Consider the following 26,304-nt stretch of genomic DNA (forward strand, 5'->3'; position numbering starts at 1 on the left):
TACACCGGGGTGATTTCCAGAAGGAAGTTTTGCCCGTTAATCACCACGTGTTCAGCGTGCGACTCCAGCGGCATCCCTTCGAGCCAGCGCAGGAAGTTAAAACCGGGGATCAGCTGCCCGGCGGTATGCTGACGTAAACGTTCCGGATCCTGAGCAAACAGCTGACAGCTCGCCGGGTTGGCGAGTTCGACTTTGCTTTTGGTATCGAGCGAGAGCACCGGTTCCGGCATGGCAACCAGCAGCGCGCTCAGCGCCAGGTGTTCACGTTCGGACGGCATCCAGGCGACGGTACGCACGTCCGTCACGCCAGAAATACGGCGGATTTCCGCCATCAGACTGCTGAAGGTATTAAACTCCAGCTCTGCAAAATTGAGGTAGATTCGGCCAATCGGGTCGATATCGATACCGCGCAGGTCGATACTGCGCAGCACCAGCAGGTCAAGCAACTCACGAGTAAGACCGAGGCGGTCCTCGCAAAAGACTTCAAGACGCATGGGATTTTTCACCATTCCAGGCCAATGACTTAACGATGATATGTCAGATATCGTCCGGCGGGAAGATAGCTGTCAACAATTATTGACAGTATGGCGGAAAATCAGGCACCCTGCCGTAAAGATCTACGTTCAGGGTGCAAATATACTCGTCATACTTCAAGCTGCATGTGCGTTGGCTGCGTCCGCTCCCCCCAGTCACATAGTTATCTATGCTCCTGGGGACTCGCAAACTTGCCGCCTTCATACAACTCGAATTATTTAGAGTATAAATACCCATTTAAGGCGCGGGATAGCTCAGAGAATGCCGGTGAGCAGCCCGATCCCCATCAGCGAAGCACAACCGCCAAACGCGCGAGACAGCCAGACGTTTGCCGCCGAGCGGATCACCAGATAACCAATCAGCAGACCGATCATGTGCAGCATCGCCGTCGCGAGCACCATGCCGCTCAGCGCCGGGAAGGAGTGTGACAGCTCAGCGCCGTGGGCCAGACCGTGGAAAATCGCGAAGGCCCCGATAATCAGCGCCCCGCTCACCGCCCGCAGTTTCATCTGCAGTGCCACCATCACACCAATGCCGAGCAGCGACGCCGCCACCAGCGTCTCGGTAGCGCTAATGGTCACGCCTGCCATGCCGATCAACGCCCCGGTCAGCAGTAGTCCGGCGAAGGCCAGCGGTGCCAGCCACCACTGACGGGTGTTCATCGCACTCCATACCCCCACCAGCAGCATCATCACCAGATGGTCCATCCCGGTCAGCGGGTGAATGAACCCCTCCGTGAAGCCTAAAGCGTGGTGCGCCCCGCCGTCATGGCCAACGTGCGCCATCGCCATCATCGGGAACAGTGCCACCAGGGACACCACCACTGCTTTACCATTAATACGCATAATCATCTCCAATGTTATTTCATTTAATACTCTGCGCCCGCACTCCCCACGGTGCGCATATTCTCAAGCGCCGCCAGCGTTTCCAGCGCCGCTTCTTCATCAATCAGGCTCATCGCAAATCCCACGTGGATGAGCACCCACTGGCCGATAAGCGCCTGCGGGTCATCCTCATCAATCAGGGAGATATTGATTTTTACCGCAATACCGCCCACATCCGCCGTCGCCAGCTGCAGGCTGTCGCGGCCCACGGCGGTCACTTTGCCGGGAATACCAATACACATCAGGCTACTCCACTTCCATTTGCGTTATCCGCAGACTGTCGCCACCGTCGATTTTCAGCGCGTGTCCGCCGCACTGCGGGCAGGCCGCGTCGTGGCGGTCAACCTCCACGCTGACACAACAGTCCCAGCACCAGGCCGGTGCCAGCTTGTAGTCAAGCCACAGCCTGCAGCCCTCCGCCACCGTGCTCCGACAGGCAACCTCAAAACCAAAGCGCAGCGCGTGCTCCTCGACGCAGGAAAGCGCCCCCACCTCCAGCCATACGGCAGTGACCCGCCGGGCGTGGTGCTTGTGGGCGTGCTCTTCAATCAGATCCATCATGTTCAGACACAGGCTCATCTCATGCACGAGTCAGCCTCTCTGCGCCATACGGAACAGCGCCCGACGGCCAGGATTAACCGGGGCATTGTCGTTGACCACCGGCAGTGAGAGCGCCATACGCACGCTGCTGTGGGTCAGCTCCAGCATCTGCTGCGCCGTCAGGTGGTTTTCAAGCGGTGACATCAGCGATGACGCCAGGTACTGCCCGCAGCCCGCCATCTCACCGACGGTAAAGCGCACGTCGCCGCACGGCAGACGCAGCGCCAGTTTGTCGCCCACGGTACGTAACTGCCACACTTCTCCCGGCCCCGGCAGCACCAGCAGGCTCAGCATCCAGGGCGTTAGCATGCCGCCAATCCACTGCTGTTCAAAAAGCTGAAAACCGCAGGCGCGCACCGGGATGTGTGCCCGAAAGAACGGCAGCCCGCACATCTCCTGCTGCGCGACGGCCTGAAAGGCCGCCTCCAGCCGTGGCGAGGGATCCGCCACGAAGCCATTAATCACATCCGACATCGGCCACCTCTTTGCGCGAAGCCTTAACACCGCTCTCCGCGAGCGCGGTCAGCACCTCGGCCAGCGCCGGTTCTATCGCCGCACTCACCACCGGCGTTAAGCGGATCCCCGGCTCAAGCGACGACGGCACCACGCCCACCAGCGTCAGACGGCGAGGAAACTCATCGGTAAGCTTCAGCGCCATCAGTACGTCACACAAACCCAGCTGATGCGGCGATACTTTGCGGGAGAAAAATGCCGGGATCTCTTCATCGTGCAGTACCGCTACGCTGCCCGGCGCCGCGCCGGTCAGCACCGCGTCGGCGACAATCAGGTGATCTCTTGCCGCCATCACATCCAGCAGTTCCATACCGGAGGTTCCGCCGTCCAGCACCTCGACGTGACAGGGTAACGTATAGCGTTCTTCGAGGGCTTCTACGATGCGCACCCCCACCGCCTCATCGCCGAGCAGTAAATTACCAATCCCGAGCACCAGAATACGCATCACAGCACCTTCACCCGGGTGACTTCGCCACCGGTAGCATCAACAATGTGCACCGCGCAGGACATGCAGGGATCGAAAGAGTGGATGGTGCGCACCACTTCCAGCGGCTTCGCCGGGTCGGCAACCGGCGTCCCCACCAGCGAACGCTCGTAGGGCCCCGGCTCATCGTTGAAGTTGCGCGGCCCGGCGTTCCAGGTTGAAGGAACCACCGCCTGGTAGTTAGCGATTTTACCATCGCGAATAACCACCCAATGCGACAGCGCTCCGCGCGGTGCTTCGATAAAACCAACGCCGCGAACTTCGCCTTGCAGAGGGATGTTCGGTGGAATGAAGGTCTCGTGATCGCCTTTACCAATATTGCTGACAAGCGCCTGCCACTGTTCACCCAGCGTCTGGTGCAGCACGCTGGCGTGTACCGCACGCCCGACCACCCGGCCAAGCGTTGATGGCAGCTGCTCGTGAGTCAGCGCCTTACCGCTCAGCGCTTCGTACGCGGCGTTGACCCGCGCAAAGGTTGCCTGCGTTGGCTGATGCCCGGCCTGCAGACTACACAGCAGCCAGACGAGCGGCCCCATCTCCACCGGGTTACCGTAAAACGTCGGGGCTTTCACCCACGAATATTTACCGTCTTCCTGCCAGCCGGTGTAGTTCGGACGGGTCAGCCCTTCCCACGGCGCCAGCGGCTGGTCATCCTGATACCAGGCATGCTTGCCGCTCTCCTCAATCCCTTTCAGCAGGTATTCGTCACGCTGGTTGATAATCGGGCGGAAAACGCCTTTTTCCATGTAGCCACCCGGCAGCAGGAAGTTGTCGCCTTTACGGTCAACCGGCAGTTCCGGTACGCACAGATAGCAGTCAGCACCTTTGCCCATCTCCAGCCACTGCGGGTAGTGCGCGGCAATCACCGCGCTGTCGACCAGGTACACCTGCTCGATAAAATCCCCCAGCTTGTCGATGAAGCTTTTCAGGTACATCAGACGCTCAAGGTTCAGCACCCCGGGCGAGTCGAGGTTTATTGGGTTTGCCACCCCGCCGACCGCCAGGTTCTGAATATGCGGCGTTTTGCCGCCAAGGACCGCGACAATTCGGTTAGCGTCGCGCTGGCATTCAAGCGCCTGCAGATAATGCGCCACGGCAATCAGGTTAACCTCCGGCGGCAGCGCCATTGCCGGGTGCCCCCAGTAGCCATTGGCGAAAATCCCCAGCTGACCGCTGTCTACCAGCGCCTGAATTTTCTGCTGTACCTTACTGAATTCGGCGGCGCTGTTGAGCGACCAGGTGGAGAGACCACGCAGCAGATCGGCGGCTTTTTGCGGATCGGCTTTCAGCGCCGACGTGACGTCCACCCAGTCCAGCGCCGAGAGCTGATAAAAATGCACGATATGGTCGTGAATGCTGTGGGCGGCGGCAATAATATTGCGGATGTACTGGGCGTTCACCGGCACTTCCATCCCCAGCGCATTTTCCACCGCACGCACCGAGGCCAGCGCGTGAATGGTGGTACATACTCCGCAGATTCGCTGCACAATCATCCACGCATCGCGCGGATCGTTACCCTGCACAATCTCTTCCATTCCACGCCACATCGTCCCGGAAGACCAGGCCTTCACGACTTTTCCCGCTTCAATTTCACAGTCGATTCGCAAATGCCCCTCAATGCGGGTGACGGGATCAATGGTGATGCGTTGGCTCATGCTCTACCTCTGGTTTTTTATTTTCACTCTGGCGTTCGTGCGCGGGCAGAACCGGCAGCAGCCGGACCAGCAGGATGTACGCACACACCTCTATGGCAACAAAGCCAATGGAAATCAGTAATTCACTGGGGGTTGGGAAGTAGCCGTAGCCGTTACCCGGATCGTAGGCCAGCAGCGCATAGTTGAGTCGCCAGAACGCCGCACCACCCACCATGCACAGCGCGCCGACAAACAGCCACCGCGAGTCTTGACGGTTTCGCTTGAAGCGAAAAATCAGCAGCGGCGCAAACATCAACAGCGTTTCCACCCAGAAGGAAATGGCAAAACGATCGAGGTGCCACAGGTAACCTGTTTTATGGCGAACGATAAGCTCGCCGAAGCGCAGCACGATAAACAGCAGCAGAAAGACCTCAATCAGCCGCGTCAGACGGGTAAACAGCGGCGTTTCATCAGGCCCTTTGCCGCGTAGCCCGGACTGCACCAGCGAACCTTCAAAAATCACAATCGAAAAGCCGAGGATAAAGGCGGTGAGCAGTGAAAACAGCGGCAGCATTTCATAGCTCTGCCACAGCGGATGCACCTTGTACCCGGCGGCGATCATCAGCGATCCCATCGACGACTGGTGCATCGATGGCAGCAGTGCGCCGAGGGCGATAATCAGGAACATCGCTTTGTTAAGCAGGCGCAGCGGTTTCTTCCAGCCGAGTCGTTCGCACAGCGCCGGGGCAAACTCCAGCGCCACCACGCCGATGTAAATCGTCATGCAGACGGCGGTTTCAAACAGCACCGAGTTGGTGTTGAAATGCCCCGGAATGTAGAAATATGGCAGGTTCCAGTAGCGGCCCACGTCGATGGTGATCGACAAGCCGCCCAGCGAATAACCAAACATGCTGGCGAGCAGCGCCGGACGCACCAGCGGATGGTATTCACCACGGTTAAAAACGTAGACCGCCCAGGCCAGCGCCCAGCCACCGCAGGCAAGGCCCGTCCCGACCAGCAGGTCGAAGGCAATCCAGATCCCCCACGGGTAGCCCCCGTTCAGATCCGAGACATCGCCAATGCCGAACACCAGACGCTTAACGATAAGCAGCAGGCACAGCATGACAAACGGCGCCAGCAGCATCACCGGCCAGCTCACCAGGCGGCCGCCGAGCGGGCTCATTTTATGCGTCGCCATGATCATCATCCTTTTTGTCTTCAGGCTTATCGTCAGGCTTGCGGCGCATATTGCGCTGCACCAGGAAGGTGATCCCCGCCAGCGCCGCCAGCGGCAGCACCATGCCTTTGTACAGCGAATGCTGCACGTGCTCTGAGCGCGCCCCCGTAGAAAGCTCGTCAAGCGCAGGCAGGCCAAGCTTGTCGAACGGTACGCCAGCCAGTACCAGCACCTGCGTGCCACCGCCCTCTTTTTCGCCATACAGATGCGGCTCGTAGTGCGCCAGCGGGTGCTCATAAACATCATTTTTCAGCGTCTGGCGCGGGTAGCGGTACATTTCCCCTGCCTTCGCGTTAAGCCGCTGATGGGCTTCGGCCATTAAGGCTTCGCGGGTACCGAAGATAACCGCCCCGGTCGGGCAAACGTCCACGCAGCCCGGCAGGCCGCCTTTGTCGAGCCGCTCCACGCCTTTCTGGTTGCAGAGCTCACACTTATGGATTTTGCCGAAAGGGTTGTCGTAGTCGTATTTCGGCACGTTGAACGGGCAGCCCACCATGCAGTAGCGGCAGCCGGTACAGACATCGGGGTTGTAGTGAACAATGCCGGTCTTCGGGTCTTTCTTCAGCGCCTGCACCGGGCAGACGGAGACGCAGTTCGGATCCACGCAGTGCATACACTGCTTTTTGATATAGGCGTAGCCGTCGTCAAGCGTATCTTTGTGGATGCCCTTTCCGCTGCGCCAGACCTGGATGATGTTGTTGGTGTACGGGCTGAGCTTGTCGTTGTTCGACCAGGTATTTTCGGTTCCGGCGTAGGCGTAGGTTTCACCGTGCGGTTCATCGGCGTGATTAATGCGCTGGCACTCGCTGACGCAGGCCTGACAGCCAACGCACAGGGTGGAGTCATACAACATGCCGAGCGAACCCGGGATCGGCGGTCTGTTCTCTGCCGCGGCCCGGGCAGACGGCGCAACGCCTGCCAGCATCGCACCCGTGGAGGCCAGTTTCAAAAAGTGACGTCTGTTCACGGCTTACTCCTTGTGCGATGGCTTCTCGTCATCTTTACGCGGCGTTTTTTGCTGCCGTCCCAGCTCTCTCACCGTCATCAGGCTGACGCCCGCCACCAGCCCCACGACGCCCCCCAGTAGTCCGATGGCCGTTGGGCTAACGTGCCCGCCCTCCTGGCTCGTGACTTCCGGCTTGGCGCTGCGCGGCGTAGGGTTCTCAACGTTCGCCAGTTGGGCAATACCTTTCGTGAAGCCAATCCCCTTTTCGTTGCAGCCATAGCAGGGATGACCAATACCGACCGGCCAGATACCGCCGCCGATATCGCAGAACTCCAGCGTCGGACAGTTGCCGTAGGTTTCCGGACCTTTGCAACCGAGGTGATACAGACACCAGCCCTGGCGATGACCTTCGTCGCCGAACTGTTTAGCAAAACGTCCGGCGTCAAAATGCGGGCGACGTTCGCAGTTTTCGTGGATAAGACGCGCGTAGGCGAACTGCGGTCGGTTTTTGTCATCGAGCGCAGGCGCTCGCTGATAAGTGATGATATGCGCCACGGTGGCGAGGAAGTTGTGCGGGTTTGGCGGGCAACCAGGAATATTAATCACCGTTTTCCCCGGCAGTACGTCCTGCAGGCTGACCGCACCGGTCGGGTTAGCGCCGCTTGCCGGTACCCCACCCCAGGCGGCGCAGGAGCCGATCGCGATAACGGCGGCGGCATGCTCTGCCGCATCGCGAATATGCTCAACAATAGGCTTCCCGGCGACCATGCAGTAAATGCCGCCATCCTTCACGGGAATAGAGCCGTCGACCACCAGTACGTATTTGCCCTTATATTGCTCAATTGCCCGATGTTTATTTTCTTCCGCCTGTTCACCAAATGCGGCCGAGAGCACCTCGTGGTACTCCATGGAAATAACGTTGAGCAGTAAATTCTCAATGGTAGGATGTGTTGCGCGCAGCAGCGATTCAGTACAGCCGGTGCATTCTTGTGCACCAATCCATATTACCGGCGGGCGTTGCGGGGACGTTACCGCATTTGCCATTTCAGCCGCTGCCCCTGGTGTTAATCCCATTGTGGCCGCCAGAGCGGTGCACAGTTTCAGAAAATCACGGCGATTGACGCCCTGAGGAAAAATCGACTGATTGTCCATTATTAATAATAATTCCTGGTTACATAACCTGTGGCAAGCACCGCATATGCCTGTATAGGGTGAGGCTTTTCAACAAAGATGAATTGATTTTCATCAAGTTTTATTTAACCGAGGAAATTTCATTGCGGATAATATGAATGAAATCGCTTCAGCAAATTTATTTTTTCAGCCATTCATCCATATTTTTTCATAATGGTCATTTTTCCGGTTTGTGATAAGGAGAGCCCGCGCGTCTCCGGAGCGAAGAAAATAGAGACCAGCCAGCCGATTAACGATATTAAGGCTCCTGTCAGCATGACCGTACTGATGCCGTAACGGGTGATAAACACCGGCAGCGCCCAGGTAGAAATCACCGTTCCGATACGGCTTATCGACATAATCACCCCCACCGCCGATGCGCGGATATCGGTAGGAAACAGCTCATTGGGATAGAGCCACTGCAGGATCCCCGGCCCACCGGAGAAAAAGGCGTACACCGCAAACGCGACAATCACCAGCCAGATGTCGAGGCTCGAAACCAGCCCCAATACCGCCAGCGCCAGCGTCATCATGGCGAAACTGCCGATAAGCAACGGTCGACGGCCAATTTTGTTAAGCCAGTACATGGCCGGCAGGCAGCCGAGCATAAAAAACAGGCTGATGACGACGTTTCCCAGCGCCGCGGTGCGTCCCTGATCCCAGCCGAGCAGGCCGACAATCTGCGGCCCGAAGGTGTAGAGCGCGAACATTGGGATCACCTGACAGGTCCAGATGGCGGCGACAAACAGTACGAATGAGAAATGTCGCCGGGTAAACAGCTGCAGAAACCGCGTTTCCTGGGCCGGCTCTTCATCAAAAACAACCGGTTCCCCGAACAGTTTCAGCATCATCTGCTCACATTCCTGCACCCGTCCTTTACGCAGCAGCCAGCGCGGGGATTCCGGTAGGTCAAAGCGCCCCACCAGAATAAGCACACAGGGGATAAACGCGCTGCCGAGCATCCAGCGCCAGCCGTCTGCCACGTCGTACAGCAGATAGCCCACCAGATTGGCGCAGGTTGCACCGACGTACCACATCGCCGCAATAAATCCGACGGCGAACGCCCGCTGGCGGGTATTGGAAAACTCGGTAATCATCGAGGTGGCAATGGGATAGTCGGCCCCAATCACAATGCCGATAAGCACCCGCATTACCAGCAATTCCATTGGCGACGACACCCACATGGTGGCAAGAGAAATCAGACCGATAAGAATAATGTCAATAAGAAACATCTTTCGCCGCCCTACCCGGTCTGAAATATAACCGAAGAGCGACGTACCAATAAAAAGCCCAACCAGCGTCGCGGCGCCGAGTAGGCCAATCCATTCAGCATCAAGATGTAATAAAGGGGTTAACTGTTCAAGTGCCACGCCAATTATCACCAGCACGTAGCCATCAAGAAACGGTCCCCCGCTACCCCACAACATTATCCGCCGGTGTATTGAGGTAAATTGTATGTCATCAAAATTTCTGGCTTGCATTTTTTATTTCTCATTTATGCCTGCAAACATATCCCTGCAATAAAAAACTCCCGCAGATCAAACGATCGCGGGAGAACGCTAAGAACAGCCATTATCCGTAACGATATTCCACGCCGAAGGTACCGCGTGGGTATTCCCATTTTTCCAGTGCGCTGCCGAGCCCGAGGATCCGGCAGGTGCCGCACTCCAGGCAACCGGCATAATCAAACCGCACGGAGCCATCGTCCTGTTTTTTATATAATCCGGCCGGGCAGGCTTTGGTTAATAATTCCAGCACCTGCCGATCTGGCACTGATTTAACAACGATATGCGGATACTGTTCATCGACGTTAAATTTGTTGATGCCGAGTTTGACGTCCACGTTGACAGGCGTACTCATAGCGCGGTGACTCCTTTCAGGCCATCTTTTAACAGGTTGATAAAGCCGACGCTTTTGCCATAACGTAAAAGCGTTTTACGCAGCGGCACCGGTGCTCTGCCGCTGACCGTGAACAACTCGCCGGCAATACCGACCGCCATCTCCGGGTAGCGGGTGAACATCCGCGGGTTGTCGAGAAACGCGGGCATTTTCTGGTACATTTTCATGTCCCGTAGCGCCCCCGCTTCCAGCAGGCGCAGGTATTCGCTGAGGCTCTGCTTGCTGAAATCGGCTTTCTGCATCGCCGCCAGCACCGCTTTTGCCGCCGCTTCGCCCGAGGAAATAGCCAGATCCATCCCACGAATAGTGAAGCCGAGATTCATACACATTCCTGCGGCATCACCGGCCACCAGCACGCCGTCACGGACCAGCTCCGTCTGCATGCGTAACCCGGCCTCCGGCACCACGTGCGCAGCGTATTCCAGCATTTTGCCCCCGGCGATAAGCGGTGCGACGGCGGGATGCTGTTTGAAATCCTCCAGCATCTGCGGCACTGATTTCTTCGCCTCTTTCAGGTGATGCAGGCCGCACACCAGCCCCAGCGAGACGGTGGTATCGTTGGTGTAGAGGAAACCACCGCCCATCAGACCGTCGGTCGGCGCTCCGGCAAAGAGCCACGCCACGCCCTCATTGCCCGTCAGGTTAAAGCGGTCCTGCAGCACCGTTTTCGGCAGTTCGATAAGCTCCTTCACCCCCACGGCGACGTTTTCCGCCGCAACCGGTTTTGTCATTCCCAGCTGCTCGGCAAGCAATGAGTTCACGCCGTCGGCGAGAATAACGGTTCTGGCTTCCAGCACGTCGCCGTCGGCCTCCACGCCAATCACTTTGCCGTCTTTCTCTACCAGCCGGTCAACGCGGATCCCGGTGATGCACTGCGCGCCGGCGTTTTCCGCCTGCTCCGCAAGCCAGGCATCAAATTTGCTGCGCAGTACCGACCATGACACTTCGCCTGCAACCTGCTCGTCGCCGTTCTGGTAATCTACGGTCATCGCCCTTGTGGCGGTCAGAAACGACAATCGCTCCCGGGTGATGACCCGCTCGACCGGAGCATGTTCGGCGAATCCAGGGATTATCCGCTCAAGGCTGTGCGCATACATCCGCCCACCGGTGACGTTTTTTCCCCCCGCCGTATTGCCACGTTCAATCAGTAAGACCTGTGCCCCTTCCCGGGCCAACACCAGCGCCGCAACGGAACCCGCCAGCCCCGCCCCCACGATAATGGCATCGAAGACATCTTCGGACATAACCACTCCACAACTTGTCGTTTGATGGATGAAAACGGGAATTAATTTGCCAGCTGACGGGTTATTGCCGGCAGGATCTTAAAGAGATCGCCCACGATACCGTAATCCGCGTACTGGAAAATTGGCGCATTTTTATCTTTATTCACCGCCACAATAGTCTGCGCGCCGTTGGCTCCGACCATGTGCTGGATTTGCCCGGAGATCCCGACCGCCAGATAGAGTTCCGGCTTCAGCATCAGGTTAGAGATCCCGACATAACGCTCGTGCGCCATCCATTTTTCGTTCTCCGCCACCGGGCGGGAACAGGCGAGCTCTGCGCCAATAGCGCGGCACAGCGCATCGGCAAGCGCGATATTCTCCTGGCTGCCAATCCCGCGCCCAACGCTCACCACCAGCCGGGCTTTATCCAGACTCACCGCGTGGCTTTCCCGAGCCTCAACGTGGCTGCGGATAACCGCCTGCTTTGGTGCCATCCATGCCGCCGGCTGCGCGGTACCGCTGAGTGCGGTATCCGCCTGCGCGGCGTCAAACGTACCGGCGCTGAGGGTGACCACGCAGTAAGGGCTGTGCAGCGTTTCATCGCCAAACGCCAGACCGCCGTAGACCATATGCTTTGCGACCGGTGCATCACCGTCGATGGCAAGCGCCGTTACATCGTTGGCGATGGCGGCGTTGAGCCTTGCTCCCAGCCGCGCTGCCAGTAGCTTGCCGCGCCGACCGTTGGGCAACAGCACCAGCCCGCCAGAACTTTGCGCCTGCATCACCGCCACCATCGTGTCGGCGTAGTCTTCCATTATCCGGTCATCCGGTTTCCCTTCCAGTTGCCAGACCTGCTGCGCGCCAAGCTGGAAAGCGCTGCTGCTCTGCTGCGCATTCAGCGTGAATACCTGTACGTTGTCCCCCAGCGCGCTGGCGCCCCCCATGAGCTCCGGCAGGCGGGATAAGGTATCGCTAAAAACCCATACTGATGAAAACTGACTCATAACCTTTCCCCCTTAGTTAATGATTTTGCGCAGATGATCCGCAAACTCGGCAATCTGGTCGTCACCGTCACCTTCAATGATGATCCGCTGGCGTACTTTCTGTTTTGGTGCCGCAACTCGCTGTTGTGAAAGCGCGGTAACGTCACCAACGGCCAGATCGGTGGTGCTCCAGGCCTGCACCGGTTTTTTTGCCGCACTGAGAATGGCCTTCATCGAGGGGATCTGCGGCACGTTGATATCGGTCGAAACGGCAATTACCGCCGGCAGTGGCACCGTCAGCGTTTCGCTTTCGTCTTCCAGCTCACGCTCGATGGTTATCGTTTCAGGGGTCAGAGAGAGGATTTTTTTGATGCCGTTAAGCGCCGGAAGCCCCAGGGCTTCTCCCACCAGCAGGCCCACCTGCTGGGCGTAGAGATCGGCAGAGCCGTCACCGCAGAGCATTAACGAGAAGCCAATTTTATCGGCCGCTTTCGCAAGCGTTGCCGCCGTCTGGTGCGGCAGCGCATGCTCCAGCTGCTCGTCCACGACCACAACCAGCTCGTCTGGCCCCCGGGAGAGTACGTCTTTGCGCCCTTTGACATTGTTGAGCGCGGCACCGCCCACGCTCAGCGCGATGATGTTGGCTTCCGGCAGCTGAGACTTAAGCTGAACGGCAGCCTCAATGGCGTTGAGATCGTACTGGCTGATTTTGCCATCCGCACGGGAGAAATCGAGCGAGCCATCCGCACTATTTACCGTAATATCCTGTTCGTCAGGCACACATTTATAACAAGTAATAATATTCATTACCTCTCCTGGTATATCAATAAATACGTTATTGGCTATGCAATGGAATATATGAGTAACACAGCAAAACAGGCAAAAATAAAACCTGGGTCACCAATATTGAACACATGGATTTTTAAATAATAACAACGTTCAATATTGCTATCTCCCTCACCAATATTGAACGTCGCCTTGACTCCGCAGTATCAGTATTCATTATGGTTTTCACCGCCATAGCAACAACAAGGAAATGGTCCGCACGCTACTTAAATTAACAAAAAGATAACACAAAAGGGAATTACGCATACCTTCTCGTAATACGCCTAAATAAACTGGACTTTATCTATGAGCAAAGAAAATAAGAAATCGGGAATAGAGCCTAAAGTATTTTTCCCGCCTTTAATTGTGGTTGGCATTCTTTGTTGGTTAACCGTTCGCGATCTGGATGCGGCGAATACGGTAATTAATGCGGTCTTTAGTTATGTCACTAACGTCTGGGGCTGGGCGTTTGAATGGTACATGGTCATCATGTTCGGCGGCTGGTTCTGGCTGGTATTCGGCCGCTACGCAAAAAAACGCCTGGGCGATGAACCGCCGGAGTTCAGCACCGCCAGCTGGATTTTCATGATGTTCGCCTCCTGCACCTCTGCGGCCGTGCTGTTCTGGGGATCGATTGAGATCTTCTACTACATCTCCAGCCCGCCGTTCGGTCTTGCGCCCTACTCGCTGCAGGCTAAAGAGTTGGGGCTCGCCTACAGCCTGCTGCACTGGGGCCCGCTTCCGTGGGCAACGTACAGCTTTCTGTCGGTGGCGTTTGCCTACTTCTTCTTTGTGCGCAAGATGGACGTTATTCGTCCCAGCAGTACGCTGGCCCCGCTGGTCGGCGAAAAGCGCGCTAACGGGCTGCTCGGTACGATTATCGACAACTTCTATCTGGTGGCGCTGATCTTCGCCATGGGAACCAGCCTCGGGCTCGCCACGCCGCTGGTGACCGAGTGTATTCAATACCTGTTTGGTATTCCGCACACCCTGGAGCTGGATGCCATCATCATTGCCTGCTGGATAGTGCTGAACGCCATCTGCGTTGCCTGTGGTCTGCAGAAAGGGGTAAAAATCGCCAGCGATGTGCGTAGCTATCTGAGCTTTCTGATCCTCGGTTGGGTCTTTATTGTCAGCGGCGCCAGCTTCATCATGAACTACTTCACCGATTCCGTCGGCACGCTGCTGATGTACCTGCCACGGATGCTGTTCTACACCGACCCTATCGGTAAAAGCGGTTTCCCGCAGGGCTGGACCGTTTTCTACTGGGCCTGGTGGGTGATTTACGCCATTCAGATGAGCATCTTCCTCGCCCGCATCTCCAAAGGCCGCACCGTGCGTGAACTGTGTCTTGGCATGGTTGCCGGGCTGACGGCGGCAACCTGGCTGCTGTGGACCATTCTCGGTAGCAATACGCTGCAGCTGATTGATAACAACATCATCAACATTCCGCAGCTCATCAGCCAGCACGGCGTACCGCGCGCCATTATCGAAACCTGGGCCGCGCTGCCGCTGCGGACGGCCACCATGTGGGGCTTCTTCATCCTGTGCTTTATCGCCACCGTCACGCTGATTAACGCCTGCTCTTACACCCTGGCGATGTCCACCTGCCGGGCGGTGAAAGACGGTGAAGAGCCTCCGCTGCTGGTGCGCATCGGCTGGTCCGTTCTGGTGGGCATCATCGGCATTATCCTGCTGGCGCTCGGCGGTCTGAAGCCGATTCAGACCGCGATTATCGCCGGGGGCTGCCCGCTGTTCTTCGTCAACATTATGGTCACGCTCTCCTTCATCAAAGACGCCAAAGTGCACTGGAAAGACTGACGCTTTTTTAAAAAACGACATGCTAAGAGGTTATTACGATGGATTTTCAACTGAATGATGAGCAGGAACTGTTTGTCGCGGGTATCCGTGAGCTGATGGCAAGTGAAAACTGGGAAGCCTATTTTGCCGAGTGCGATCGCGACAGCGTTTATCCTGAGCGTTTCGTTAAAGCACTGGCGGAAATGGGCATCGACAGCCTGCTTATCCCGGAAGAGCACGGCGGGCTGGATGCCGGTTTTGTGACCGTGGCGGCGGTGTGGATGGAGCTGGGTCGTCTGGGCGCCCCAACCTATGTGCTGTACCAGTTGCCAGGCGGATTCAACACCTTCCTGCGCGAAGGCACGCCGGAGCAGATTGACCGCATTATGGCGTTTCGCGGCACCGGTAAACAGATGTGGAACTCGGCGATTACTGAACCGGGCGCGGGCTCTGACGTGGGGAGTTTACAGAGCAACTATACCCGTAAGAATGGTAAGGTTTATCTTAATGGCAGCAAATGCTTCATCACCAGCAGCGCTTATACCCCGTATGTGGTGGTCATGGCGCGCGATGCCGCCTCACCGGATAAAGCCATTTTCACCGAGTGGTGCGTCGACATGAGCAAGCCGGGCGTCAAAATCAACAAGCTCGAAAAGCTAGGTCTGCGCATGGACAGCTGCTGCGAACTGGTCTTCGACAACGTTGAACTTGATGAAACGGATATGTTTGGCCGGGAAGGCAACGGTTTTAACCGGGTAAAAGAGGAGTTTGACCATGAGCGTTTCCTCGTGGCGCTCACCAACTACGGCACCGCGATGTGCGCCTTTGAAGACGCGGCGCGCTACGCCAATCAGCGCGTTCAGTTTGGTGAAACTATCGGCCGCTACCAGCTTATTCAGGAGAAGTTCGCCCATATGGCCATCAAGCTCAACGCGATGAAAAACATGCTCTACGAAGCGGCCTGGAAAAGCGACAACGGCACGATCACCTCCGGGGATGCGGCGATGTGTAAATACTTCTGCGCCAACGCGGCCTTTGAGGTTGTCGATAGCGCAATGCAGGTGCTCGGCGGTATCGGCATTGCCGGTAATCACCGCATTACCCGCTTCTGGCGCGATCTGCGCGTGGATCGTGTCTCCGGCGGTTCGGATGAAATGCAGATCCTGACGCTCGGTCGTTCGGTCCTGAAACAGTATCGCTAACAGGCTGGCACTTTGCCCTGTAGCGACTGCCGGATGCGGCTATGCCTTATCCGGCCTACAACTGCATAACGCCATTGATGAGGTGAAGCATGACTGCTCAACTACCTATGCCAGAGTTCGGCCCGCTTTCCGGGCTGCGGGTTGTCTTTTCCGGAATTGAAATCGCCGGGCCGTTTGCCGGACAAATGTTTGCCGAATGGGGTGCCGAAGTTATCTGGATAGAGAACGTCGCCTGGGCCGACACTATCCGTGTCCAGCCCCATTACCCGCAGCTTTCACGCCGTAACCTGCGGGCACTGTCGCTTAACATTTTCAAAGATGAAGGCCGCGAGGCGTTCCTGAAGCTGATGGAAACCACCGATATCTTCATCGAAGCCAGCAAAGGCCCCGCCTTTGCCCGTCGCGGTATTACCGACGACCTGCTGTGGCAGCACAACCCTAAACTCGTTATCGCCCACCTTTCCGGTTTTGGGCAGTACGGCGACCCGCAATACACTCATTTACCAGCCTACAACACCATAGCCCAGGCCTTCAGCGGCTATTTGATCCAGAACGGTGATAAAGATCAGCCGATGCCCGCATTCCCCTACACCGCCGACTACTTCTCCGGCATGACCGCGACTACCTCTGCGCTTGCCGCCTTGTATAAAGCCCGCCAGACCGGCAAAGGGGAAAGCATTGATATCGCGATGTACGAGGTCATGCTGCGGATGGGCCAGTACTTCATGATGGACTACTTCAACGGCGGGGAAATCTGCCCGCGCATGACCAAAGGTAAAGATCCGTACTACGCCGGATGCGGACTATACCGCTGCAGCGATGGCTACATCGTGATGGAGCTGGTCGGCATCAGCCAGATTCAGGAGTGTTTTGCCGATATCGGCCTCGCCCATTTACTCGGGAGCAAAGAGATCCCCGAAGGGACGCAGCTCATTCATCGGGTTGAATGCCCCTTCGGTGAGCTGGTGGAGGACAAACTCGATGAATGGCTGGCGGCGCATACCATCGAACAGGTGCTGAAGCGCTTCGCCGAGCTAAATATTGCCTGCGCCAAAGTGTTGACGATCCCGGAGCTTGAGCACAACCCGCAGTATCTCGCCCGCGAATCCATCACCCAATGGCAAAACCTGGAGGGTCGCACCTGCAAAGGCCCCAACGTGATGCCGAAATTTAAGAATAACCCAGGACAGATCTGGCGTGGTATGCCCTCTCACGGCATGGATACCGCCGCTATTTTACAAAATCTCGGTTACAGCAGTGCCGATATCAGGGGGCTGGTCGACAAGGGGCTGGCTAAAATTGAGGAGTAATCGCCCGAAGGGTTCAGGCCAGACCTGAATATTTAGCGATTTGACAGGATACGCGCGCAATGGATGTCATTGGTGGACAACATTTAGGTCAGATGTGGGACGATTTAGCTGATGTTTACGGCGATAAAACGGCACTCATTTATGAGTCCGCTCAGGGTGAAACAGAGCACTTCAGCTACACGGGTCTGAATCAGGAAATAAACCGTACCGCCAACCTGTTCTCATCGCTTGGGATCCAGAAAGGCGATAAGGTTGCCCTGCACCTGGACAACTGTCCGGAGTTTATTTTCTGCTGGTTTGGGCTCGCGAAAATTGGCGCGGTGATGGTGCCGGTGAATGCCCGACTGCTCGGCGAAGAGTGCACCTGGCTTTTACAAGAGAGCCAGGCCAGGATGGTGGTGACCACCAGCCATTTTTATCCTGCCTATCAGCAGATCCTGGCGCAGAACGGCACGTTGCTGGAACAGATTCTGCTTATCAGGCAAACACCTATTGCGACCTGCGCGCGCACCCTCGATTTTCGGCATGAGCAGTCCCGACAGCCTGCGGAACTCCTCCACGCCGTTGCGCTAAGCGTGGAGGATACGGCAGAAATTCTGTTCACCTCGGGCACCACCTCAAGGCCCAAAGGGGTGGTCATTACCCACTACAACCTGCGCTTTGCCGGGTACTACACCGCCTGGCAATGTCAGCTTCGCAGCGACGATGTCTACCTCACCGTCATGCCGGCATTTCATATTGACTGCCAGTGTACTGCCGCCATGGCAGCTTTCTCGGCGGGGGCCACGTTTGTGTTGCTCGAGAAGTACAGTGCCCGGGCATTCTGGGGACAGATCCTGAAGTACCAGGCGACGGTCACCGAATGCATTCCCATGATGATCCGCACACTGATGGCGCAACCCCTCGCCGATAACGAAAAACAGCATCGCCTGCGCGAGGTGCTTTTCTACCTCAATCTCTCCGTTGAGGAAAAAGACCGCTTTATCGCACGTTTCGGCGTCAGGCTGCTGACCTCTTATGGCATGACGGAAACCATCGTCGGCCTGATAGGCGACCGCCCCGGCGACAAGCGGCGCTGGCCCTCCATTGGACGTCCCGGGTTTTGTTATGAAGCACAGATCCGCGATAGCCAGAATCAGGTGCTGGGGGACGGAGAGATTGGTGAAATCTGCGTCAGAGGCATCCCGGGAAAAACGCTGTTTAAGGCCTATTACAACCAACCGGAAGCCACCGCCAGGGTATGGGACAACGGCTGGCTGCATACCGGCGACTACGGCTATCACGACGCTGAAGGCTATTTTTATTTCGTCGATCGCAGCTGCAATATCCTCAAACGCGGCGGGGAGAATGTCTCCTGTAGCGAAATTGAAAACATCCTCTCCTCACATCCCAAAATTCAGGACGTGGCCATCGTTGGTATTCCGGATGCTATTCGCGATCAGGCGATCAAAGCATTTGTTGTGCTTTTCGAAGGCGAAACCCTCAGCGAAGAGGAGTTCTTCCGCTATTGCGAACGAAATATGGCGAAATTCAAAGTGCCGTCGTTTGTGCAGATTTGCCCGGACCTGCCGCGCAACTGCTCAGGAAAAGTGATTAAAAAATATTTGCAATAACGTCTTTATTTAAAGGGATAAAAACATGAGCGAATCATTACATCTGACCCGCAACAGCGGCATTCTGGAAATCGTGCTCGACAGGCCAAAAGCTAACGCGATAGATGCCAGAACCAGCATTGAGATGGGCGAGGTTTTTCTGCAGTTCCGGGATGATCCTGCTCTGCGCGTTGCCATTATTACCGGCGCGGGGGAGCGTTTTTTCTCCGCGGGCTGGGATTTAAAATCAGCCGCCGGAGGCGAGGCGCCCGACGCCGATTTCGGTCCCGGCGGTTTTGCTGGCCTCACCGAAATTTTCACTCTCGATAAACCGGTGATTGCCGCCGTGAACGGCTATGCCTTCGGCGGTGGCTTTGAGCTGGCGCTGGCCGCCGACATGATTGTGTGCAGCGACAACGCAAGCTTTGCCCTGCCGGAGGCAAGCCTTGGCATCGTCCCGGACAGCGGCGGCATACTACGGCTGCCTAAAATCCTGCCCCCGGCTATCGTCAATGACATGGTGATGACCGGGCGGCGCATGGACGCAGAAGAAGCGCTGCGCTGGGGGATAGTCAATCGTGTGGTCAGCGCCGGTGAGCTGATGGCGTGTGCCCGCCAGCTTGCCGCTGATATCGTCAACAGCGCCCCGCTGGCGGTGGCGGCGCTAAAAGAGATTGGCCGCGCTACCGCAGAACTCTCCGTTGAGGAAGGCTACCGGCTGATGCGCAGCGGCGCGCTCAGGCACTATCCGGCGGTGCTGCACTCTGCGGACGCAACGGAAGGCCCGCTGGCCTTTGCCGAGAAACGCGCACCGCGCTGGCAGGGACGTTAATCCAGAGGAGTCATTTCGTGAGCTATTATGCGTTTGAAGGCCTGGTGCCGGTCGTTCACCCCAGCGCCTGGGTTCACCCATCCGCAGTCTTGATTGGTGATGTCATCATCGGTGCAGGTGTTTACATTGGGCCACATGCGTCGCTGCGGGGTGACTACGGGCGGCTTATCGTTGAGGCCGGAGCAAATATCCAGGATGGCTGCATTATGCACGGATATTGTGACACCGATACCGTGGTGCAGGAGTGCGGGCATATCGGCCACGGCGCGGTGTTGCACGGCTGTATCATCGGACGGGACGCTCTGGTCGGTATGAACAGCGTGGTGATGGACGGCGCGCAGATTGGCGCCGGGAGTATTGTCGCGGCGATGAGCTTCGTTAAAGCGGGTTTTTCAGGGGCTCCCGGACAGCTGCTGGTGGGGTCTCCCGCCCGCTATCTGCGGAATGTCTCCGACGACGAGTTGCACTGGAAGCGCCTGAACACCCGTGAGTACCAGAGTCTCGTCGGGCGCTGTCGCCACGGGTTACAAGAAACGACACCGCTTGCTGAGGCAGAACCCCATCGCCCACGGCTGCGCGGTACGACAGCGGTGCAACCAAAGCACCTGCGCTAACAAAAAAACAGGCGCCAGGCGCCTGTTTCTCCTTCCAGCCCGCCGTTTAACGACGCTGGGTTTTGGACAGCATCCACTGCCACTTTTGCTCCCGGTTGAGTTCACCCGGCGGTACAGCACTGCCCGGCGTACCAGAACATAGCGTACTTTTCACCGACGCCGGAGACTTAAGACGGTCGTACAACAGTTTGCTTATTCCATTCACGCGCACCAACCGCTGGCACTGACATCCCCGGCCTTCCAGCTGGTTAGGAATCGTTTTGGTTTCACATTCAATCTCCCCCACTTCGGCAAGAATGTAGGAGACGGTATTAATGGCTTTACAGTGGTCAATCTCGAATTGCCGGGCGATTTCTTTGGCGGTGACCCAGCGATTTTCCGCCATCACCCAGTCAGCGATTAACAAATAAAGCGGTTTATCGACATCTTTTTCGTGCATACCCACTCCCTGTATTTCAAGCTAATGATTCTGTGGTGGTAAACGGGTCATTAGACAAATTACCCGCACAATATGAATGGTTATTTAGAGGTAATATAAAACAGAAAAAACAGGGAGGGTAAGCAAAACGGCGGGCTCATTGTTCAATATCAAAATCGCACAGCGTCATCCGCTGAGCGCCCTTTCCCTGTCGACCAGGGAAAGGGGTAAAACAGGTAGGGAAAACGCCTGTCAGGACGGTTTCTTACTCACGGTTGCTTTCAACTGACCGACAATCTCCCGGCGGAAATCGCCGAGCTTCGGTTTGTCATTGTCTATCCACGGCAGCGGGCGGCAGAGCTCCATTGCTTTAATGCCGAGACGCGCGGTCAGCAGCCCCGCCCCAATGCCCTGTGCAGCGCGGGCGGAAAGACGCGCCGCCAGATCCTGCGACATCCAGTCCATCCCAATTTCACGCACCAGTTCGCTGGCTCCCGCAAAGGCGATATTGAGCAGCACCAGGCGGAACAGGCGCAGGCGGCTGTAGTAGCCCAGCTCAATGCCGTACAGCGTGGCGATACGATTGATAAGACGCAGGTTACGCCAGGCGATGAACGCCATATCCACCAGCGCCAGCGGGCTGACGGCGATCATCAGCGCCGATTCCGCCGCCGAACGACTGATTTCACGTCGCGCCTGGGCGTCCAGCACCGGCTGGACCAGATGGGCGTACAGGCTCACCACTTCCCTGTCGTTTTGCGTTTCGTGGATGGCGGCATACCAGCGCTGCAGCGCCGGATGCGACTGGTCAATTCCCGCCTGTTGAGCAAGCTTTTCGCAGAACGCCCGGCCTTTACCGGTGCCATGGCTGTGCATCAGGTCGCGGGCTTCATCGCGCTCTTCCGCGCGCTGGCGCAGACGCCACAGCCGGCGCAATTCCGTTGCGACGGAACCTACCCCGGCACCGATGATCAGCGCCCCGGCGGCACAGCCCCCCAGCGCCACCCAGTCGTTCGTCTGCCAGGCGTTAACCGTCCACTGAACGCCCTGAGCAACCACGCTGATACCGAACAGCCCCAGTCCGGCGGTGACCATCCGCCGCCACAGGCTGCGCTTCGGACGTAGCGCGGCCTCAACCACCGCCTCGGCGGCTCCCTCTTCCGGCAACACCTCTTCGCTGAGCGCCGGAGCAAAAGTTTCAGCCTGTTCAGCGGCAAAGGTCTGCGCCGTTTTAAACTGCTCGTGCTTTTCCACATCCAGCGGACCGGCGAAATCGATCCGCGGTTTTAACGGTTCGTTCATCGCAATTTATCTCCAAGCAAAAACTCCAGCGCCGCATCAACGCGAATATGCGGCAGCGGTTTATCGACATCCATGACCTGCGGGCGGAAGTTCTCAAACTGGAACCCCTGCGTTTCCCAGAATGCCTGGCCGGGCAGACGCGCCGGGACTTCTCCCGGGTAAACCGTCAGCGGCTGGCCGTCGCTCAGGCGATGACCGCGCAGCGCCGGGATCTTCTCGCCGTTCACTTCAATCAGCCCGCTTTGCGTCGCCTGCACCGAGGCAAGCCCCAGGCAGTCCATCGCAATCCCTTCAAATGCCGCGTTCTGCCACGCATCCTGAATCAGCTGCTGGAGCAACGACACCATGTTGGCATGCTGATCGACGGTGACGTGATCGGCTTTGGTCGCGGCAAACAGCAGCTTATCGATAACCGGGGAAAACAGGCGGCGGAACAGCGTGCGCTGTCCGTAGTGAAAACTTTGCATCAGCTGCGTCAGCGCGAGCCGCATATCGTTAAACGCCTGCGGGCCGCTGTTCAGCGGTTGCAGACAGTCCACCAGCACAATCTGGCGGTCAAAACGCAGGAAGTGGTTGCGATAAAACCCTTTCACCACTTTCTCGCAGTAGTAATTAAAGCGTTCGCGCAGCATCCCGGCGTTGGTGTGTTTATCAGCCTGAGCCAGCTTCGCTTCACCCACCGCATCCACATCCGGCCACGGGAAGAACTGCAGCGCCGGGGCTCCGGCCATGTCGCCCGGCAGCACGAAGCGCCCGGGCTGAATGAAGTGCATGCCCTGCTGTTTACAGGTATGCAGGTAGTCGGTCCACGCGGCAGAGATTTCCGCCAGCCGGTTTTCATCGGCAGGTGCCAGCGGATCCAGACCCTCGCAGAGTTTGCGCCACTGCGCCGACCATTCGCCACGCTGCCCCTGCAGCAGCCCGACCATCTGCCGCGACCAGCTCAGGTAATCCTGCGCCAGCATCGGCAGGTCGAGCAGCCATTCACCGGGGTAGTCGACGATTTCCAGATACAGCGTTGAGGTGTCTTTGAAATGACGCAGCAGCGAATCGTTGGAGCGAAAACGCAGCGCCAGACGGATCTCGCTCACGCCGCGGGTCGGCGTCGGCCACACGGGTGGCGTGCCGTACAGTTGGGCAATCCCTTCGTCATAAGTAAAACGCGGGATGCCAAAATCGCGCTGCGGGACGCGCTTCACGCCGAGCAGACGCTCTTCCCTTACCGCGCTCAGCAGCGGCAAACGTGCCCCACCGTGTACGTTCAGCAGTTGATTAACCATCGCGGTGATAAACGCGGTTTTGCCGCTGCGGCTCAGCCCGGTCACCGCCAGTCGCAGGTGACGGTCTACCCCACGGTTCACCAGCGCGTTTAATTCGGATTTCAGTCGCTTCATCGCCATCCTGTTATGCCTGAAGGAGTTTGTAGGTTGATTTTAATAGAGATATGACATGGGGACGAGCAAGGAAGATGTAAAGGGTGAAATAAAAGTCGGCGGCACAGCCCTCGCTGTGCCGCGGCGCGTTACTTCATCGCGCGGTTCATCCCACGGGATACTCGGCGGGCCAGTCGGGCCAGCAGCGGCTCAAGCGCCACCGCGAGCAGCATTTTCACCGGCCGACGAGCGACCGATTTCACCGCCCAGCCAGCGATACCCGCCGGGCCGTAGCGTAATGCGCCCAGCAGTACCAGCTTACCGGCAAGTTTCAGCCCCGGTTTCACTTTTTGTCCTGCCTGTTGCCATTTGTTGTTCATGACTCGCCTCGTGTTAGTAACACCGTGGTTTATAGCTGACGGAAGCGGCTACGCAACGTGAAGGTATCCGACGTGACATAGCGTTCCATATTACGCAGACGTTGCTCACCGGCGGCAAGCTCGGCGTCTACGGCATCCAGCAGTTCACCGCTGGATGGAATTCTTTCGCCGTGCAGCTCGCTGTCCGGCATCGGGTCGAGGGCGAAAGTCAGAATGATGTATGCCGCTACTACAAACAGGAACAGACCAAAGATCATCGCCAGCACGGTAATAATGCGCACCAGCTTGACCGGCACGTCCAGATAGTGGGCAATCCCGGCGCAGACGCCTTTGACCATACCCTGCTGCGGGATACGCCACAGCTTTTTGTTCAGATCCAGTCCAGCCATTATTATTCTCTCCAGTTCGGATGCTCGGCATCAAGAATCGCTTCCAGCGACTGAATGCGCTCGCCCATCCGTTTTGCGTCGTCAGTCAGCTGCAGTAATCGCTGCTGGTCGCTCTGCGACAATCCACCCTGCTTTGAGCGGTTGTTGTAGTGCAGCCACAGCCAGACCGGCAGGACGAATAGCACGAACAGCGTCAGCGGTATGGCAAGAAAAAGCGCGCTCATATGTACTCCTTACAGATGATGGTCTGGCGACGCGAAACGCCGCGTCGCCAACGTATTATTATTAATTGTCCTGCTTCATTTTGGCTTTCAGCTCTGCCAGCTGCGCGCTGATTTCATCATCCGCTTTCAGCTCCGCAAACTGTTGGTCCAGATTCTTCTGTTTGCCAAAGTTGTGGCTTTCCGCTTCCGCTTCCATCTGATCGATACGGCGCTCGAAGGATTCAAAACGCGCCATGGCTTCATCGAGCTTGCCGCTGTCCAGCTGACGACGAACGTCGCGGGATGAACTTGCCGCCTGGTGGCGCAGCGTCAGCGCCTGCTGGCGAGCGCGCGTTTCATTCAGCTTGTTCTCAAGTTCACCAATCTCTTTTTTCATGCGCGCCAGGGTGTCATCCACCAGCGTCACTTCATGCTCAAGCGTCGCGATAACGTCGGTCAGCTTCTGTTTTTCAATCAGCGCAGCACGCGCCAGATCGTCTTTCTCTTTACGCAGCGCCAGTTCGGCTTTCTCCTGCCATTCGGCCTGCTGGAGCGTCGCCTGCTCAATGCGGCGGGACAGCTGTTTTTTCTCTGCCAGCGCACGGGCGGAGGTAGAGCGAACTTCAACCAGCGTGTCTTCCATTTCCTGAATCATCAGGCGCACCAGCTTCTGCGGATCTTCCGCTTTCTCCAGCAGCGAGTTGATGTTGGCGTTCACGATGTCGGCAAAACGAGAAAAGATACCCATAATTTAAATCCTCACAGTTCTGATATCGGGCGGTGCCCTGCTGAACTCTTAATGCAGACATCGTGCCAACTTTTTATCTTATTGATTTTCAATGAACTGATTGCAATTCATACATCAGAGAACTACAGTAATCTGGCGAATCACACCAACAAGTGGTCAATTTCATCATGATGGAACACAAAGATAACCTGCTCGGCGAAGCCAACAGTTTTATTGAGGTGCTGGAACAGGTCTCGCGCCTGGCGCCGCTGGATAAACCGGTGCTGATTATCGGCGAGCGAGGCACCGGTAAAGAGCTGATTGCCAACCGCCTGCACTTTCTCTCGTCACGCTGGGACGGGCCATTTATTTCGCTCAACTGCGCGGCGTTGAATGAGAATTTGCTGGATTCCGAGCTCTTTGGCCACGAGGCCGGTGCCTTTACCGGGGCGCAAAAACGTCACCCTGGTCGCTTTGAGCGCGCCGACGGCGGTACGCTGTTTCTTGATGAGCTGGCCACGGCACCGATGCTGGTGCAGGAAAAACTGCTGCGCGTCATTGAATACGGGGAGCTCGAGCGCGTGGGCGGTAGCCAGCCGCTGCAGGTTAACGTGCGCCTGGTGTGCGCCACCAACGCTGACCTGCCAAAGATGGTGAGCACTGGCACCTTCCGCGCCGACCTGCTCGACCGGCTGGCCTTCGACGTGGTGCAACTCCCGCCGCTGCGCGAGCGACAAAGCGACATCATGCTATTGGCGGAAACCTTTGCCATTCAGATGTGCCGCGAGCTGAAGCTGCCGCTGTTCCCGGGTTTCACCGATCACGCCCAGGCCACCCTGCTCGGCTACCGCTGGCCGGGAAATATCCGTGAGCTGAAAAACGTGGTCGAGCGTTCGGTTTATCGTCACGGCACCAGCGAGTTTCCACTGGATACGATTATCCTCGACCCGTTTCATCGCCCCGCTACCGCTGCCGCGACGCCTGAAGCACCGCCGGGTCAGTCGTTACCCATCGATTTACGCGAGTTCCAGCATCAGCAGGAAAAAACGCTGCTGGAGCAGAGCCTGCAGGAAGCAAAGTTTAATCAGAAGCGCGCTGCTGAATTACTGGGGCTGACCTATCATCAGCTGCGGGCGTTACTGAAAAAACATCAGCTTTAAACCGCGACCACTGGCGACTTTTGCGCCAGTTAGTCGCAACATTTGTACCTGGCGCCCCTAAGTGCGATAC

At 57.2% G+C, this 26,304-nt stretch carries 28 protein-coding genes and 1 pseudogene; 7 read left to right on the plus strand and 22 right to left on the minus strand.

Features of this window, described 5'->3' with window-relative positions:
* The 15 genes and pseudogenes from GYRE_RS19965 to GYRE_RS20035 all read right to left on the minus strand — a co-directional run.
* Positions 1-494: pseudogene (locus GYRE_RS19965) on the minus strand (transcriptional regulator TyrR); the annotation flags it as partial.
* 294 nt (positions 495-788) lie between these two features.
* Positions 789-1,379, minus strand: a complete 591-nt coding sequence (locus tag GYRE_RS19970) for a HupE/UreJ family protein (protein ID WP_038257888.1) — start codon at positions 1,377-1,379, stop codon at positions 789-791.
* A gap of 23 nt (positions 1,380-1,402) precedes the next feature.
* Positions 1,403-1,660, minus strand: a complete 258-nt coding sequence (gene hypC, locus GYRE_RS19975; RefSeq protein WP_038257818.1) for a HypC/HybG/HupF family hydrogenase formation chaperone — start codon at positions 1,658-1,660, stop codon at positions 1,403-1,405.
* A 4-nt stretch (positions 1,661-1,664) separates the two neighbouring features.
* Complete coding sequence (gene hypA / locus GYRE_RS19980) at positions 1,665-2,006, minus strand: hydrogenase maturation nickel metallochaperone HypA (protein ID WP_038257821.1); 342 nt, start codon at positions 2,004-2,006, stop codon at positions 1,665-1,667.
* 3 nt (positions 2,007-2,009) lie between these two features.
* Entirely contained in the window at positions 2,010-2,492 is a 483-nt protein-coding gene (gene hybE, locus GYRE_RS19985; protein WP_038257824.1) for a hydrogenase-2 assembly chaperone, read from the minus strand.
* Positions 2,476-2,976 carry a HyaD/HybD family hydrogenase maturation endopeptidase gene (locus GYRE_RS19990; protein ID WP_038257826.1) on the minus strand — a complete coding sequence of 167 codons (501 nt, stop codon included), beginning with the start codon at positions 2,974-2,976 and terminating at the stop codon, positions 2,476-2,478. Before GYRE_RS19990 ends, hybE begins: the two co-directional genes overlap by 17 nt.
* Positions 2,976-4,670: a hydrogenase 2 large subunit gene (gene hybC, locus GYRE_RS19995; RefSeq protein WP_038257828.1), complete on the minus strand. Its 1,695-nt coding sequence runs from the start codon at positions 4,668-4,670 to the stop codon at positions 2,976-2,978. Before hybC ends, GYRE_RS19990 begins: the two co-directional genes overlap by 1 nt.
* A complete protein-coding gene (hybB, locus tag GYRE_RS20000; protein ID WP_038257830.1) occupies positions 4,648-5,847 on the minus strand; it encodes a Ni/Fe-hydrogenase cytochrome b subunit in 1,200 nt (399 codons plus the stop codon). Before hybB ends, hybC begins: the two co-directional genes overlap by 23 nt.
* Positions 5,834-6,853 (minus strand): hydrogenase 2 operon protein HybA, encoded by a 1,020-nt coding sequence (hybA, locus tag GYRE_RS20005; RefSeq protein ID WP_038257832.1) that lies wholly within the window; start codon positions 6,851-6,853, stop codon positions 5,834-5,836. The genes hybB and hybA overlap by 14 nt, the downstream gene beginning before the upstream one ends.
* A gap of 3 nt (positions 6,854-6,856) precedes the next feature.
* Positions 6,857-7,984, minus strand: a complete 1,128-nt coding sequence (hybO, locus tag GYRE_RS20010; RefSeq protein ID WP_038257834.1) for a hydrogenase 2 small subunit — start codon at positions 7,982-7,984, stop codon at positions 6,857-6,859.
* Between the two features lie 173 nt (positions 7,985-8,157).
* Positions 8,158-9,483, minus strand: a complete 1,326-nt coding sequence (locus tag GYRE_RS20015) for an MFS transporter (RefSeq protein ID WP_038257837.1) — start codon at positions 9,481-9,483, stop codon at positions 8,158-8,160.
* 91 nt (positions 9,484-9,574) lie between these two features.
* Positions 9,575-9,862, minus strand: a complete 288-nt coding sequence (gene fixX / locus GYRE_RS20020) for a ferredoxin-like protein FixX (RefSeq protein ID WP_006819758.1) — start codon at positions 9,860-9,862, stop codon at positions 9,575-9,577.
* A complete protein-coding gene (fixC, locus tag GYRE_RS20025) occupies positions 9,859-11,145 on the minus strand; it encodes an FAD-dependent oxidoreductase FixC (protein WP_006819757.1) in 1,287 nt (428 codons plus the stop codon). Before fixC ends, fixX begins: the two co-directional genes overlap by 4 nt.
* Positions 11,146-11,186: 41 nt before the next feature.
* Positions 11,187-12,128 carry an FAD-binding protein gene (locus GYRE_RS20030; RefSeq protein WP_038257838.1) on the minus strand — a complete coding sequence of 314 codons (942 nt, stop codon included), beginning with the start codon at positions 12,126-12,128 and terminating at the stop codon, positions 11,187-11,189.
* A 12-nt stretch (positions 12,129-12,140) separates the two neighbouring features.
* On the minus strand, positions 12,141-12,914 hold the full coding sequence (locus tag GYRE_RS20035) for an electron transfer flavoprotein FixA (RefSeq protein WP_038257839.1): 774 nt from the start codon (positions 12,912-12,914) through the stop codon (positions 12,141-12,143).
* 324 nt (positions 12,915-13,238) lie between these two features.
* Between GYRE_RS20035 and caiT the strand changes: the two genes are divergently transcribed.
* From caiT to caiE, 6 genes are all read left to right on the plus strand, one after another.
* Positions 13,239-14,753, plus strand: a complete 1,515-nt coding sequence (gene caiT / locus GYRE_RS20040) for an L-carnitine/gamma-butyrobetaine antiporter (protein ID WP_006819754.1) — start codon at positions 13,239-13,241, stop codon at positions 14,751-14,753.
* Between the two features lie 38 nt (positions 14,754-14,791).
* Positions 14,792-15,934: a crotonobetainyl-CoA dehydrogenase gene (gene caiA / locus GYRE_RS20045; RefSeq protein WP_038257840.1), complete on the plus strand. Its 1,143-nt coding sequence runs from the start codon at positions 14,792-14,794 to the stop codon at positions 15,932-15,934.
* An 89-nt stretch (positions 15,935-16,023) separates the two neighbouring features.
* Positions 16,024-17,244: an L-carnitine CoA-transferase gene (gene caiB / locus GYRE_RS20050; protein WP_038257842.1), complete on the plus strand. Its 1,221-nt coding sequence runs from the start codon at positions 16,024-16,026 to the stop codon at positions 17,242-17,244.
* A gap of 59 nt (positions 17,245-17,303) precedes the next feature.
* Positions 17,304-18,857: a crotonobetaine/carnitine-CoA ligase gene (gene caiC / locus GYRE_RS20055; RefSeq protein WP_038257845.1), complete on the plus strand. Its 1,554-nt coding sequence runs from the start codon at positions 17,304-17,306 to the stop codon at positions 18,855-18,857.
* Between the two features lie 25 nt (positions 18,858-18,882).
* Complete coding sequence (gene caiD / locus GYRE_RS20060) at positions 18,883-19,668, plus strand: crotonobetainyl-CoA hydratase (RefSeq protein ID WP_038257847.1); 786 nt, start codon at positions 18,883-18,885, stop codon at positions 19,666-19,668.
* Between the two features lie 17 nt (positions 19,669-19,685).
* The gene (gene caiE / locus GYRE_RS20065) at positions 19,686-20,282 is read left to right on the plus strand and encodes a carnitine operon protein CaiE (protein ID WP_038257850.1); all 597 of its coding nucleotides are present in this window, start codon (positions 19,686-19,688) and stop codon (positions 20,280-20,282) included.
* 46 nt (positions 20,283-20,328) lie between these two features.
* On the opposite strand, the gene caiF is transcribed toward caiE, so the two are convergent.
* The 7 genes from caiF to pspA all read right to left on the minus strand — a co-directional run bounded on the left by caiF (position 20,329) and on the right by pspA (position 25,095).
* Positions 20,329-20,721 carry a carnitine metabolism transcriptional regulator CaiF gene (gene caiF, locus GYRE_RS20070; RefSeq protein WP_006819748.1) on the minus strand — a complete coding sequence of 131 codons (393 nt, stop codon included), beginning with the start codon at positions 20,719-20,721 and terminating at the stop codon, positions 20,329-20,331.
* A gap of 231 nt (positions 20,722-20,952) precedes the next feature.
* Positions 20,953-22,002, minus strand: a complete 1,050-nt coding sequence (locus GYRE_RS20075; protein WP_038257853.1) for a YcjF family protein — start codon at positions 22,000-22,002, stop codon at positions 20,953-20,955.
* Complete coding sequence (locus GYRE_RS20080; protein WP_038257891.1) at positions 21,999-23,396, minus strand: YcjX family GTP-binding protein; 1,398 nt, start codon at positions 23,394-23,396, stop codon at positions 21,999-22,001. Before GYRE_RS20080 ends, GYRE_RS20075 begins: the two co-directional genes overlap by 4 nt.
* 128 nt (positions 23,397-23,524) lie before the next feature.
* Complete coding sequence (pspD, locus tag GYRE_RS20085; RefSeq protein WP_006819745.1) at positions 23,525-23,755, minus strand: phage shock protein PspD; 231 nt, start codon at positions 23,753-23,755, stop codon at positions 23,525-23,527.
* A gap of 29 nt (positions 23,756-23,784) precedes the next feature.
* Complete coding sequence (gene pspC, locus GYRE_RS20090; protein ID WP_038257855.1) at positions 23,785-24,144, minus strand: envelope stress response membrane protein PspC; 360 nt, start codon at positions 24,142-24,144, stop codon at positions 23,785-23,787.
* A gap of 2 nt (positions 24,145-24,146) precedes the next feature.
* Positions 24,147-24,368, minus strand: a complete 222-nt coding sequence (gene pspB, locus GYRE_RS20095; protein ID WP_006819743.1) for an envelope stress response membrane protein PspB — start codon at positions 24,366-24,368, stop codon at positions 24,147-24,149.
* A 61-nt stretch (positions 24,369-24,429) separates the two neighbouring features.
* A complete protein-coding gene (pspA, locus tag GYRE_RS20100; protein ID WP_006819742.1) occupies positions 24,430-25,095 on the minus strand; it encodes a phage shock protein PspA in 666 nt (221 codons plus the stop codon).
* A gap of 152 nt (positions 25,096-25,247) precedes the next feature.
* On the opposite strand from pspA, the gene pspF reads away from it, so the two are divergent.
* Positions 25,248-26,234: a phage shock protein operon transcriptional activator gene (pspF, locus tag GYRE_RS20105; protein WP_167829705.1), complete on the plus strand. Its 987-nt coding sequence runs from the start codon at positions 25,248-25,250 to the stop codon at positions 26,232-26,234.
* Positions 26,235-26,304: the final 70 nt, after the last annotated feature.

Source organism: Yokenella regensburgei ATCC 49455 (assembly GCF_000735455.1).
Taxonomy (GTDB): Bacteria; Pseudomonadota; Gammaproteobacteria; order Enterobacterales; family Enterobacteriaceae; genus Yokenella; species Yokenella regensburgei.

Bases quoted from the DNA above. Each gene is read 5' to 3' on its own strand.
- fixC (WP_006819757.1), bottom strand. From the start codon at position 11,145: ATGTCCGAAGATGTCTTCGATGCCATTATCGTGGGGGCGGGGCTGGCG.
- fixX (WP_006819758.1), bottom strand. From the start codon at position 9,862: ATGAGTACGCCTGTCAACGTGGACGTCAAACTCGGCATCAACAAATTT.
- caiD (WP_038257847.1), top strand. From the start codon at position 18,883: ATGAGCGAATCATTACATCTGACCCGCAACAGCGGCATTCTGGAAATC.
- GYRE_RS19990 (WP_038257826.1), bottom strand. From the start codon at position 2,976: ATGCGTATTCTGGTGCTCGGGATTGGTAATTTACTGCTCGGCGATGAG.
- GYRE_RS20015 (WP_038257837.1), bottom strand. From the start codon at position 9,483: ATGCAAGCCAGAAATTTTGATGACATACAATTTACCTCAATACACCGG.
- GYRE_RS20035 (WP_038257839.1), bottom strand. From the start codon at position 12,914: ATGAATATTATTACTTGTTATAAATGTGTGCCTGACGAACAGGATATT.
- hybB (WP_038257830.1), bottom strand. From the start codon at position 5,847: ATGGCGACGCATAAAATGAGCCCGCTCGGCGGCCGCCTGGTGAGCTGG.
- GYRE_RS19970 (WP_038257888.1), bottom strand. From the start codon at position 1,379: ATGCGTATTAATGGTAAAGCAGTGGTGGTGTCCCTGGTGGCACTGTTC.
- pspD (WP_006819745.1), bottom strand. From the start codon at position 23,755: ATGAACAACAAATGGCAACAGGCAGGACAAAAAGTGAAACCGGGGCTG.
- hybC (WP_038257828.1), bottom strand. From the start codon at position 4,670: ATGAGCCAACGCATCACCATTGATCCCGTCACCCGCATTGAGGGGCAT.
- caiF (WP_006819748.1), bottom strand. From the start codon at position 20,721: ATGCACGAAAAAGATGTCGATAAACCGCTTTATTTGTTAATCGCTGAC.
- pspB (WP_006819743.1), bottom strand. From the start codon at position 24,368: ATGAGCGCGCTTTTTCTTGCCATACCGCTGACGCTGTTCGTGCTATTC.
- caiA (WP_038257840.1), top strand. From the start codon at position 14,792: ATGGATTTTCAACTGAATGATGAGCAGGAACTGTTTGTCGCGGGTATC.
- caiC (WP_038257845.1), top strand. From the start codon at position 17,304: ATGGATGTCATTGGTGGACAACATTTAGGTCAGATGTGGGACGATTTA.
- GYRE_RS20030 (WP_038257838.1), bottom strand. From the start codon at position 12,128: ATGAGTCAGTTTTCATCAGTATGGGTTTTTAGCGATACCTTATCCCGC.
- pspA (WP_006819742.1), bottom strand. From the start codon at position 25,095: ATGGGTATCTTTTCTCGTTTTGCCGACATCGTGAACGCCAACATCAAC.
- GYRE_RS20075 (WP_038257853.1), bottom strand. From the start codon at position 22,002: ATGAACGAACCGTTAAAACCGCGGATCGATTTCGCCGGTCCGCTGGAT.
- GYRE_RS20080 (WP_038257891.1), bottom strand. From the start codon at position 23,396: ATGAAGCGACTGAAATCCGAATTAAACGCGCTGGTGAACCGTGGGGTA.
- caiT (WP_006819754.1), top strand. From the start codon at position 13,239: ATGAGCAAAGAAAATAAGAAATCGGGAATAGAGCCTAAAGTATTTTTC.
- hybE (WP_038257824.1), bottom strand. From the start codon at position 2,492: ATGTCGGATGTGATTAATGGCTTCGTGGCGGATCCCTCGCCACGGCTG.
- pspC (WP_038257855.1), bottom strand. From the start codon at position 24,144: ATGGCTGGACTGGATCTGAACAAAAAGCTGTGGCGTATCCCGCAGCAG.
- caiB (WP_038257842.1), top strand. From the start codon at position 16,024: ATGACTGCTCAACTACCTATGCCAGAGTTCGGCCCGCTTTCCGGGCTG.
- hybO (WP_038257834.1), bottom strand. From the start codon at position 7,984: ATGGACAATCAGTCGATTTTTCCTCAGGGCGTCAATCGCCGTGATTTT.
- hypC (WP_038257818.1), bottom strand. From the start codon at position 1,660: ATGTGTATTGGTATTCCCGGCAAAGTGACCGCCGTGGGCCGCGACAGC.